At 69.0% G+C, this 10,985-nt stretch carries 9 protein-coding genes; 3 read left to right on the forward strand and 6 right to left on the reverse strand.

The genetic code is table 11. The features are described from left to right. Positions 1 to 226 precede the first annotated feature (226 nt). The 4 genes from ENSA7_RS43150 to ENSA7_RS04170 all read right to left on the reverse strand — a co-directional run bounded on the left by ENSA7_RS43150 (position 227) and on the right by ENSA7_RS04170 (position 6,664). Complete coding sequence (locus ENSA7_RS43150; RefSeq protein ID WP_181233104.1) at positions 227 to 2,821, reverse strand: amidohydrolase family protein; 2,595 nt, start codon at positions 2,819 to 2,821, stop codon at positions 227 to 229. Between the two features lie 37 nt (positions 2,822 to 2,858). Then, positions 2,859 to 4,391, reverse strand: coding sequence for a choice-of-anchor L domain-containing protein (locus tag ENSA7_RS04160; RefSeq protein WP_181233106.1), 1,533 nt, complete (start codon positions 4,389 to 4,391; stop codon positions 2,859 to 2,861). Between the two features lie 122 nt (positions 4,392 to 4,513). Further along, positions 4,514 to 5,917: a single stranded DNA-binding domain-containing protein gene (locus ENSA7_RS04165; RefSeq protein ID WP_146157304.1), complete on the reverse strand. Its 1,404-nt coding sequence runs from the start codon at positions 5,915 to 5,917 to the stop codon at positions 4,514 to 4,516. A 171-nt stretch (positions 5,918 to 6,088) separates the two neighbouring features. Further along, complete coding sequence (locus tag ENSA7_RS04170) at positions 6,089 to 6,664, reverse strand: thermonuclease family protein (RefSeq protein WP_106087895.1); 576 nt, start codon at positions 6,662 to 6,664, stop codon at positions 6,089 to 6,091. A 118-nt stretch (positions 6,665 to 6,782) separates the two neighbouring features. Here ENSA7_RS04170 and ENSA7_RS04175 point away from each other — a divergent pair, with 118 nt between their 5' ends. Then, on the forward strand, positions 6,783 to 7,298 hold the full coding sequence (locus ENSA7_RS04175) for a hypothetical protein (protein ID WP_106087896.1): 516 nt from the start codon (positions 6,783 to 6,785) through the stop codon (positions 7,296 to 7,298). A gap of 9 nt (positions 7,299 to 7,307) precedes the next feature. Here ENSA7_RS04175 and ENSA7_RS43155 read toward each other — a convergent pair whose 3' ends face one another. After that, on the reverse strand, positions 7,308 to 7,475 hold the full coding sequence (locus tag ENSA7_RS43155; protein ID WP_181233108.1) for a hypothetical protein: 168 nt from the start codon (positions 7,473 to 7,475) through the stop codon (positions 7,308 to 7,310). Further along, positions 7,472 to 8,131 carry a hypothetical protein gene (locus ENSA7_RS04180; RefSeq protein ID WP_106087897.1) on the reverse strand — a complete coding sequence of 220 codons (660 nt, stop codon included), beginning with the start codon at positions 8,129 to 8,131 and terminating at the stop codon, positions 7,472 to 7,474. The genes ENSA7_RS43155 and ENSA7_RS04180 overlap by 4 nt, the downstream gene beginning before the upstream one ends. A gap of 234 nt (positions 8,132 to 8,365) precedes the next feature. On the opposite strand from ENSA7_RS04180, the gene lexA reads away from it, so the two are divergent. Continuing rightward, the gene (gene lexA / locus ENSA7_RS04185; RefSeq protein WP_106087898.1) at positions 8,366 to 8,989 is read left to right on the forward strand and encodes a transcriptional repressor LexA; all 624 of its coding nucleotides are present in this window, start codon (positions 8,366 to 8,368) and stop codon (positions 8,987 to 8,989) included. Positions 8,990 to 9,191: 202 nt separating this feature from the next. Continuing rightward, positions 9,192 to 10,985, forward strand: a 1,794-nt coding sequence (locus tag ENSA7_RS04195; RefSeq protein WP_181233110.1) for a TonB family protein, incomplete at its 3' end; no start/stop codon positions are given.

Raw genomic sequence — 10,985 nt, forward strand, 5'->3', positions numbered from 1 at the left:
GGACGGGGGACGGGACGGCGACAACACCGGCCCGTGCTTCGACGGACTCGAGCGCTGGGCCTGGGACGCGAGCGCGATCGAGGTTGGCTACGATCTGCCCGCGCCCGACTTCTCGGTCGAGACCCTGCGCGGCCCCAAGACCTTCTCGGACTACGCGACCGCCCGTTTGGCGCCAACAATCCGCCGCCCGGGGGCACCATGGACATGCGGGTCGAGGTCGGCCGGCCTACGGCGCGGGGTTGCAGTCGATCCACACGATGTCGCCTGCGTCGCGCGGCTCGAGCTTGGTGTTCGAGAAGCTGAAGTCCAAGGTGCCGGCGATCGACGTGAACATGCTGCCAACCGGGCAGTTGTTGTTGAGCGCGAGGTAGTTGGTGTCGTTGACCCGCAGGCCGCCGGTCACGGTGAACTCGTCGAAGTCCATGCCGCCGTCGGCGTTCTGCACGGTGATCGCAACGTCCTCGACCTGCAAGAGCATGGCTTCGTAGGGCTCGGCCTGCGGGCCACCGGTGGCGATCGCCGCCGCATCGACGACCAGCGGCGAGAACGGCAGGGGGCTGCCGCTGTCGACGATGACCACGCTCGGGTTGGTGAGCTCGACCAGGCCAAAGTACTCGGTGTAGGTGCCCGTGACGTCGACGACGTCGCCGACCGAGAGCGCGGGCTGGTTGCCGTTGCTGAACACCGCGAGCCCGGTGAAGGGCTGCTGGGTGCCGGTCTCGACCCAGAACCCGACGTCGTTGGCCCGCAGGGCGGTCACGTAGACGCTCTTGATCGTGACCGGGGAGCCGTCCTCCGGGTGATCGGGGTGGCTCTCGTCGGCCAGCGACTCGACCGAGGTCGGGCACGCGCCGAGCCCGGGGTTTTGCAGGTCGCACGCGTCACACGCGTCGCCGTGGCCGTCTTGATCGTCGTCGGCTTGATCGGCGTTGGCGTCGTGCGGGCAGTTGTCGACGCCATTTGGGACCCCGTCGCCGTCGAAGTCGTTGGCGGCGGCGTGGCTGCATTGGTCGTTCTCGTCGCTGGGGCACGGGTCGCACACGTCGCCGAGCCCGTCGAGATCCTCGTCGGGCTGCTGGTCCCACAGCGGCACCGCGCCGCTCGTGAACAGCGGGCTGAACACCAGCGGACACAGATCCAGATCGTTGCTGATGCCATCGCCGTCGAGGTCGTCGTCGGTCGGGCCGTCGGGAAACTCGATCGGGCGCGACGGGACGCACGTGGGCTCGTCGATCGGGACCTCGTCGGGGCAAAACCCGAGCGGGTAGTCGGCGCTCGCGAGCACGGCCGCGAGCGTCGAGCTGGTGTCGTCGGCCACACACGCGCGCTTGGCCACGCCGCAGACGTCGAGCGGCTCACAGCTGGCGCCGCCGACCGCGTCCGAGGCCAGCAGCGCGGCGTCGCCGTAGAGCGGCACACCGCCGCGCAGGACCAGCGCGACCTTGGTCTCGTGGCCGCGCACGACCGCGCCGTGGCCCTGCTCGCCGGCCTTGGCGAAGATCGCCAGGTCGGCCACGTAGCCGGGCTTGATCATGCCGAGCCCGGCCTCGGCCCCGATCGCAAACGCGGCGTTGGTCGTGGCCATCTCCCACAGCTGCTTGTCGCTGAAGTGGTGATCGAGGTGGACGTCGTTGAGGTAGCCCGCGCAGGCCAGCTCGCGGAGCATGTTCATGCTGCCCGACGGCAGCCAGTCGGTCCCCAGCGCGAGGTTGACCCCGAGCGTGTCCATCATCGTGACCGGCGCGGTCGAGCCGTAGAGCACCACGTTGGAGCGGGGCGACCAGATCACCTGGGCCTTGGCGGCGCTGATCGTCAGGGTCTCGGCCAGGGTCGCCCCGGTCGCGTGGACGATCGCGGTGTTGGCCTCGATCACGTCGGGGTTGATCCCCGTGCAGACCAGCTCGGTGTTGGCGTAGCGATCGATGCCCTCGCCGATGTGGGGCAGATACGCGTCGAGCCCGGCGACGTGGGCCTGGGTGGTCGGGTTGTTGCCGTAGTTGCAGCTGCCGTCGTGCTGGATCCCGCTGGCGTCGTCGAGCGGGAAGGTGTCGGAGTCGGCGGGCTGCAGCGGCAGGCCTTCGTTGGCGGCGGTGTCGACGTTGCGCAGCAGACCGGGACGGCTGCCCGCGGCGGCGGTCGAGGTCGCGCCGCCCATCACGAAGCGCAGCTCGGCGGCGAGGATGTCGTCGGTCGCCGCGCCGCCAGAGTAGGGCAGGGGGGCGTGGCCATTGAGCCCCTCGCGCCAGTCGTGGCGGTGCTCGTAGCGGTCGGGGCCGTCACCGATCGGCCAGTTGTGCGCGTAGGTGATGTGGTCGTGGGTGTTGATCAGCCCTGGGGTGATGACCGCGTCGGCGCAGGTCAGCGTCGCGTCGATCGCGACCGGGTCCGCCGCGCAATCGCAGCCGACGCAGGTGATGACGCCGCTGTCGATCAGCACGCCGCCGCCGTTGATGTACATGGTCTCGGGGCCCAGCACGTCGCCGAGGATCAGCAGCGAGCCGCCGGCTTGGCCCTGGGCATCGCACACGCCCTCGCTCGCGGGCGGGAGCTGGCCCATGCAGTCGACCACGGGTGGATCGCCGTCGCCGTCGCCGTCGCCGTCGCCGTCGCCGTCGCCCGGATCGCCATCGCCATCGCCATCGCCATCGCCGTCGCCGTCGCCGTCGCCGTCGCCGTCGCCGTCGCCGTCACCGTCGCCGTCGCCGCTGGTCTCGATCGCGGTGGTCGCCATGGGCACGTCGTCGCCCTGACAGCCGGGCGCGCCCAGCAGGCCCAGCGTCGTCAATGCAAGGATATTGAGGGGCAACTCGAGCTTGCGCATATGGGGTCCTACGAATTCAACGGATTGTCACAAATGCTCACGGCGTGCTGACGCCAGGCGAGGCCGCGTCGAGTGACCAGCGCCAGTTGTCGAGCAGCACCACCGCGTCAAACAGGTGCCCGCCCGCGTCCCACAGGCCAAACCGAATATCGATGATCTCGCCGGGCTCGACGTTGCCGGACATCTCGAGCCAGCCAGTTCCGCCACCGACTGGAAACCCTGCGCCGTTGCAGGAGTTGCCCGTGTCGATCGCGTCGAACCCAGTCCCGGCCAGCAGATCAGGGCCTTCAGGACACACGTAGGCCTGCTGGGGGAGGTCGCCCTGGCAGCCGACGTTGCCGCTCTCACACACGCCGAACAGCCCCGGCGCGGTCTTGAGGATGTTGAGCCCGACCGGCCACAGATCCTGGCCGTCGTCGAACACCGCGATGTTCTTGTCGCCGGGGTTGTCGGGCGAGCCGCTGTCGATCAGCGCGACGAAGAAGTCGTTGAACTCGCTGCACACCCACTCGGGGTACTCGGCCGAGAAGAAGAACATGCGGGTGGTGAACGAGCGGGCGTTGGTCGGCACCCGCACGCGAAGGGTCAGCATCACCGAGTCGTTGGCCTCGGTGTTGCCGGTCGGGTTGAGGCCCTCGCAGGAGGCCGGAAACTGACCCCCGTTGGCGGCGACCCAGTCGGCCGGGGCCTGGACGGTGGTCCCCAGGTTCTGCCCGCTCTCGAACGCGGCGAAGTCGGGCGACGTGTGCCCAGGCGCGGCCGCGTTGCCGCTCGACAGCACCACCAGGCTCTCGCCTCCGCTGGGGACGATCGCGTCGCCGAAGGTCTGACGGATCGAGCGCTGGACCGGGAGCGGGGTGCTGTTGCCGTTGGCGAGGGTCAGCTCGGCCGAGATCACGCCCCACGACCGCTCGGCCAGCGGCGCGTCCTCGCTGGTGGTCTGGCACAGCTCCATGGCGCGGGCGTAGTGCAGCCCGGTGCTCGAGTTGCTGTTGAGCCCGTCGTCGCAGGTTGGATCGACCTCGTCGATCATGCCGTCGCAGTCGTCGTCGAGCTCGTTGTCGGGGACCTCGAACGCGCCGGGATTGACCAGGTGCGCGTCGACGCAGCCGACGATCTCGTCGTCGCAGCAGTCGCCCTCGCAGGTGCTCCAGCCGTCGCCGTCCTTGTCGGTGCCGAACAGCTCGCCGTTGCAGTCCTGGTCGATGTCGTCGTCGCAGATCTCGTCGGTGGGCAGGACCTGGTTGAGGCACGGACCCCAGGTGCCCTCGGCCTGGCACGCGCGCGTGCCCTCGGCGCAGGGGCCCAGCCCCAGCGTGCCGGGTGGGCCGTCGTAGCAGTCGTCGATGTCACCGGGCTCACACTCCGGGTAGCACTGCCCGTCGGCCTCGTCGCACACGGGCCCGTTGGGGTGGCCCGCGCACTCGGCGTCGCTCTGGCAGCCGTCGCCCGTGGTGTCGCTGCTCGGCTCGTCGGTGGTCCCACCCTCCAGGGTCGCGGCCGTCGTCACCTCGCTCCCGTCCAAGCCGGGCCCAGCCGGGCAGGCCGCCAGCGCGATCACCATGGACATCGAGGCGAAAGAAGAGCGAAGCGTTCGATGCATGGCGATATCCGATGGAGTCGGCCAGGTCTCAGCGTGGCCCCGAGCCGCTGCGGCCGACAGCGGCGGGGGCGAGCAGGGCGGACGGCTGCTCAGTTGGCGACCAGGTCGGCGTTGGTGCGCGGCTCGAGCTTGTAGACTTCGTAGCTGTAGTTGAGCACGCCTGCGATCGACGTGAAGCTGGCCCCCATCGCGGGCTTCGTCCAGTCGGCGATCGCAAAGAACCCGTCGTTGACGCGCAGGCCACCGGTGATCTCGAACTCACCGTACTCCTCGGGGGCGTCGGGGTTCTCGTTGGTGACCGTGACGTTCTCGACCTGGACCAGCACGCTCTCGAACTGCTCGGCCATGCTGCCGCCGGTGTTGAGCGAGGCGGGGTCGGCGATGATCTCCGGCGCGGGGCTGGGGCCGCTGCTGTTGATCGTGACCGCCGACGCGTCGGCGATCGCGATCTGGCTGACCCCGAACGACTCCGTGTACAGGCCCGCGACCGTGACGTCGTCACCGGCCGCGACCTGCAGGCCCGCGGCGTTGGAGACGTAGATACGAATGCCCGAGTTGGCCCCGCCGCCTGGCTCTTGCACGTAGAACGCGGCGTCTGGATCGTTGCTCCACGTCAGGCCCGAGCTGGCGACCACGTTCTCGAGCAGCACCACCATGCCCTGCGGGACCGTGCCGCCCCGGATGTCGTAGATCGAGGTGTCGTCCACGGGCGTCGCCGGGCCCATGTAGCCGTTTAGGTCGCTGGGGCCGGTGGGCTGCAGCTTGAACTCGTTGAACGAGTAGTGCAGCGGGCCGGTGACCGACGCGAAGCTGCCCATGATCGCCACCCCGGGCAGCGGGTCGACGAACGCGTTGCCGACCAGCGCGTCGCCAACGAGCAGGTACTGGCCGAACCCGTCGTTGGACTCCTGGATCACGGCGTCGTTGATCTGGACGCGGACGCCCTCCCACGGCTCGGCCGCCGGGTTGTCGCGGGCCACGTCGGCGGCGCTGACGATGTCGGGGCCCGGCATGCCGTCGCTCGCGACCGAGCCCACGACCACGATGTCGCCGGGGTTCTTGATCACGATCTGCGAGGTCTCGAAGAACTCGGTGTACTCGCCGACCAGGTCGACGATGTCGCCGGGCTGCAGCTGCGAGGCCATCACGACCTCGTCCCACAGGTACAGGGAGATCCCCGACCACTCGCCGCCCATCGGTTCCTCGACGAACACCAGGCCCTTCTCGGCGTTGACCGGCGAGGTCACGACCACGCCCTTGACGCTGACCTGGGTCTTGTCGGCGAAGCTGCCATCCGAGGCGCCCTGCTGGATCATGTAGATGGTCGTGTCGCCGCCGGGATCGCCGTCGCCGTCGCCGTCGCCGTCGCCGGTCGTCTCGGCGTCACCGTTGTCGTCGCCAGCGATGAAGCCCGTGCAAGCCGGACCCGCGAGCGCGAGCCCAACGATGAGGAAGGAAAAACCGGGGAGGGTGCGAAGCGAGTGCGTCGTCATGATCGTGCCGAGCCAGTCCAACCTGAGCGGCCGCCCAGGGTCATGGGTGGCTCATAACAAAAGATGGGTACCCGTCCCAGACGCGAGGTGGGGCAAAAGCTCCGCAGACACGAAACCGTCACCGGCGCCCGGTCACGAGCGCGCGCGCGGAGCCGGCGAGATCTCTCGTCACTACCACTCGCAGGTGACCTTGGCGCAGGCGCTCCACATCCCCGTGCCCGCCTGTTTGGCCGCGTTCTCCAGGTTTTGGTAGGCCGTGAACTTGGCGTCACCGTTGGGCGAGATGTGCAGGATGCACGCGAACCCGCCCTCGAGCAGGGCGCGGTTGACCTCCATGCCGTCGACGCTCACGTACGCGAGCAGCCGGCCGTATTGGTCCTCACACTCCTGGTCGTACTCGATGCTGATCGTGTGGCCCTCGACCAGCTGCTGGTTGTACGCGCTCGCCTCTGTGCCCCAGCACTCGTTCTTGCCGGCCGTGATCTCTGGTGTGTCGACCAAGATGTAGCGGACCCGATCGCCGGACTCGAGCAGGATCGTGTCGCCGTCGATCACGCGGTCGACGACGCCCGAGGTCGGACCGCAGCGATGGTCGCTCGTGGTGTTGCTGCTTGTTTCCGCGGACGTGTCGTCGTCGTCACCGTCGCCCGGGTCGTCGTCGTCGGCGACCAGCGGCCCGCCGAAGTCGAGGCACCCGGTCGCCGCCGCGCACACGCTCAGGCATGAGCCGACTGCCACCATGCGCATCCATGACGACCCGTAGCATCCGAACCATCGCACCCAACCTTTGTGCCCCACTCGTCGGCGGATCGCCAGCGCCGTCGACACCCTGGCAACCCGCGCGCGGGAGGGCTAGCGTGGGCCCGTGGCGGACCATGAGGACCAGGATGACGACAGCGCTCCCGACGCATCCGAGCGGCCGGACCGGCCCGAGGAGCGCGAGGACCCCGAGCGGGAGCGCGATCGCTCGTTCCGTCGGCTCGGGGACTCGCTGATCTCCAGCATCTGGGGTGACTCGAGCGCGGCGATCAAGCGCGGCCAGGGCCTGGTGACGGGCGTGGCGCAAGGCACCAAAGAAGAGCTGGTCCGCATGATCTCGCAGGAGGTCCGCGGGTTCCTCGACAAGATGGACGCCGCCGATCTGGTTCAAGAGATCGTCTCGGGCCTGGTCATCGAGATGAAGACGGAGATCCGGTTTCGTCGCGACGAGACCGGCCGGCTCGAGCCCGACATTCGCACCAGCCCAGCCAAGGTCGGACACGAAGACGAGCGCAAGCCCGACGCCCGATCACCGAAGCCCGCTGAACCGTCAAAGCCTTCGAAGCCCGCGGCCGAGGGCAAGCCCGATCGGTCCAAGCCCGACAAGCCCAAGCCGGAGTAGGCCCGCCGCTCAGACCTCGGGCGGCTCGGAGGTCGTCGAGCGCAGCGCGTCGTCCTCGTCGTCCTCGCCCTCTTTCTTGTCCTGGGGCAGCACGCGCTGGGCCACGAACTTGGCCAGCTCCGAGCCGATGCGCAGGCCGAAGCCAGTGATGATGGCGCGGACCAGCAGGTTCCTCATGACGGACGCTCGCTATTCGTGCTCGGGTTCACCGCGCGAGTGTGGCACAGGTGACCCGCCGACGGGGCCCGCGTCGGCGCCAGCACGCCCACGCACTCGAGCGCGGTGATCGTCGCGGTCAATTCGTGACGCAGCAGCGGGTGCGTGTCTGGATCTTCTAGAGCCCGCTCGATCAGCGCCACGCGCGGCATCCACCGCTCGTGGGAGGTCTCGTCGAGCTCGACCTGCGCCGCCGTCAACGCTTCGGCCTCATCGCGCAGCGCCTGCACGCCCGCGAGCGCCTCGGCGTCGGGGTGGTCGGGCGGCTGGACCGCGTTCGTGGCCTCGCCAGCTGCGATCTCGGTGGACGGCTGGCGCGTGAGCGCGTCGACCACCAGCCCGGCCGCGATCCCCAAGCCGACAGCGAGCGCGATCGCCAGCGGTTGCCGCCAGATCGACGAGGGCAGCTCGGCAGCCCGGCGCGGACCCTGGCGGCGCTCGGGCCCGCCATACGGACGGGCCGGGTCCAGATCCCCGCGCGCCCGCCGATCACGCTCGGCCCGGCGCTCGTCCCCCGCTGGGGCCTCGGGTGCTCCGGCCGACCCCGGCGCGACCCCCCGTTCGGGGTCGGGATCGAGGTCCGCTCGAAATTGGTGATTTTTTGCGCACCTGGCCACCGATCCAGCATCCTACGGGTGCCTCGCCCTTCGCCAGTTCTTGGCCAGTTTGGCCGACCCACCGTCCGACGGGGCACGCGATCTCTCGACGGCTTGACCTCGACCGCGACATTCCATACACATGTTCAGTGCTGAGCGCCTGTGCGCTTGGCCAGCCCTGGCCGGGACTCCTCGATCCAAACCGGCCAAGCGTTCAGGTCTCCCTCGAGACTTGACCACCCCTGGAGAGAACCAGTGCGACAGCCTCTAACTGCCCGTCAGCGCGAAGCGCTCGATTACATCTCCTACTGTCTCGATGAGCGCGGATACCCGCCGACCCTCCGGGAGATCGGTGAGCACATGGGGATCCGCTCCACGAACGGTGTGAACGACCACCTCAAAGCCCTCGAGCGCAAGGGCTACCTCGTCCGCGAGGAACTCAAGAGTCGCGCGCTGCGGCCCGTCAACACCGACGACGCCAAGGTCACGATCCCGATCGTCGGCCTGGTCGCCGCTGGTCAGCCAATCCTGGCCCAAGAGAACATCAGCGATCGCGTCACGATCGACCGCTTCTTCATCGGCAAGGCGCCCTCCAAGGAGGTCTTCGGGCTGGTGATCCGCGGCGACTCCATGATCGACGACGGGATCTACGACGGCGACTACATCTTCGTCCGCAAGCAGTCCACCGCAGAGAATGGCGAGATCATCGTCGCCATGATCGACGGCGAGGCCACCTGCAAGCGGATCTTCCACGAGGGTGACCGCGTCCGTCTGCAGCCGGCCAACTCGACCATGAAGCCGATCGTCGTGCACCGCTCGGAGTTCCGCGCGATCGACATCATCGGCAAGGTCGTCGGCATCTACCGCCGCATGCACTAGGTCGGGCCTGCGCGAACGGGCGCGCCCCAGACGCCTGGTCGGCATCGGTCTGGTTCGATCTGTCATGATCGGAGCCCCTCGGGGGCCAGACATGCGGACCAGACATGCGATCGCGCACGGACGCGCATCCCCTCGAGCGACAGACCACGCAGCGGTCGTGATCGCAAAGTGCACGACGCGTGTGGGGGGGCTAAAGTAAGCCGTGGCCCATCGGGTCTCACAACAGCTCTCGGCCAAGCGCCGCGGCGTTCCGATCGCCGCGGCGATCGTATTGTTATTGGGGTCGGGCGTGACCAACTTCGTCGCGGTCGGAGGCGCCGTCACGCTGCTCGAGACCGAGCCGTTCGAGCGCAAAGACGAAGAGATTCTGGTCATCGAGCTGACCGAGCCCGATCCGGCGCCCAAGCCCGAGCCCGAGGTCGAGCAGCCCGAGCCGGAGCCCGAGGTCGAAACAGAAGAGCCGGACTGGGAGATCGTCGAGCCCGAGGTCGAAGAGCCCGAGCCCGAGCCCGAGGTCGAGGAACCCGAGCCCGAGCCCGATCCAGCGGAGGAGCCCGAGCCCGAGCAGCCGCCGCCCCAAGAGATCGAGCCGCTCCCGCAGAACATGAAGATGGTCGAGCAGCTCGACGAGTTCGACGACGCGCAGACCAACGAAGACGCCGACTATCTGTCCAACATCGATCGCAAGGTCGCCGAGCAGACCCGCGCCGAGATCACCAACCTCACTCAGGACGCGCGGATCGCCGAGGCCAGCCAGGTCGAGCCGAGCGACAGCCCCGAGCGCGGGACCGCGGCCGAAGACGAGATCCGTCAGACCCAGACCCAGCGCAGCGCCAAGGCCCGCCAGGCCCCCGACGTCCGGCCCGAGGAGCGGGAGCTGCGGCCCGAGCAACACGACCCAAAGCCGGAGTCGATGCTGGCCACGCGCGAGCTGGCCGAGCGCGAGCACACCGAGGCGATGGAGGCCCGCGAGGATCTCGCGATCGAGGCCGACGACGGCGCGCTCGCGGCCGCGCAGAGCGAGTCGGCCAGCATCCTCGCCCAAGATCAGCAGGCGAAGATCATGCGCCGAGACCCGCGCTACCAGTTCAAGCTGTCGCAGAACGAGCTCGACGCGCTCTACGGCAAGGACGCCAACGCGCCCAAGAACGTCGAGTCACTGCAGCTGAGCAAGAACGAGGGCGTGTGGGACGACGCGCGCAAGGCCTATCAGTCGCCGCTCGAGAACATGGTCCCCGAGGTCCAGGTCGGCAATCAGACCGCGCTCAACTCCCGCAAGCACCCGTTCGCGCGGTTCATCGCGACCATGCACCGCGGCATCCATGAAGCGTGGGCGTTCGGCTACCTCGAGGCGCTCGACGGCCGCCCGGCCAGCCACCCGCTCAACAACCTCGAGCTGTGGACCAAGGTCGAGATCGTGCTCAACGGCGACGGGACGATCGACAAGGTCCGCACCGTTCATCACTCGGGCAATTCCTCGTTCGACGCGGCCGCGCGCGAGGTCGTGTTTGCGACGGGACCGTATCCAAACCCGCCCAAGGAGATCCGCAGCGGCAACGGCAAGGTCTACATGCACTGGGCGTTTCACCGCAACGAGCGAGCGTGCGGGACCTTCGGCGCCCAGCCCTACATCCTCGACAACGCTGGCGCGGGCGACATCCCCGACGCCCACGCGGAGTACCACCTCGACGGCGGCGGCGGTCATCATCACGAGGAGCCCACGCGCGCGCTGGTGCGCAACGATGGCACGGCCAACCCAAGCGGCGGCGCCCCCAGTGGCGAGGTCGAGCAGCTTCATCGCGGTGGCGAGGGCGGCCCCAGCATGTCCAGGATCACGCAGGGGCCGGCCCGTCCTGCGCCCAAGCCGAGTGATCCCGCGCCCGCCGGGTCTGGCGTGCCCGCGCCCCAGGGTCCTCGAGGTCCAGTGGTTGCGCCCGGCGGCCGCGGGCAGGGGGGCTTTGGCGGCGGCCGGGCGCAACCACTGGACCTCGAGGAC

The sequence above is a fragment of the Enhygromyxa salina genome (genome assembly GCF_002994635.1).
GTDB classification, from domain to species: Bacteria; Myxococcota_A; Polyangia; order Nannocystales; family Nannocystaceae; genus Plesiocystis; species Plesiocystis salina_B.

What these genes read in the sequence shown, in the direction of transcription:
- ENSA7_RS43150 (WP_181233104.1), bottom strand. Translation starts at nt 2,821, where the DNA reads ATGCGCAAGCTCGAGTTGCCCCTCAATATCCTTGCATTGACGACGCTG.
- ENSA7_RS04160 (WP_181233106.1), bottom strand. Translation starts at nt 4,391, where the DNA reads ATGTCCATGGTGATCGCGCTGGCGGCCTGCCCGGCTGGGCCCGGCTTG.
- ENSA7_RS04165 (WP_146157304.1), bottom strand. Translation starts at nt 5,917, where the DNA reads ATGACGACGCACTCGCTTCGCACCCTCCCCGGTTTTTCCTTCCTCATC.
- ENSA7_RS04170 (WP_106087895.1), bottom strand. Translation starts at nt 6,664, where the DNA reads ATGCGCATGGTGGCAGTCGGCTCATGCCTGAGCGTGTGCGCGGCGGCG.
- ENSA7_RS43155 (WP_181233108.1), bottom strand. Translation starts at nt 7,475, where the DNA reads ATGAGGAACCTGCTGGTCCGCGCCATCATCACTGGCTTCGGCCTGCGC.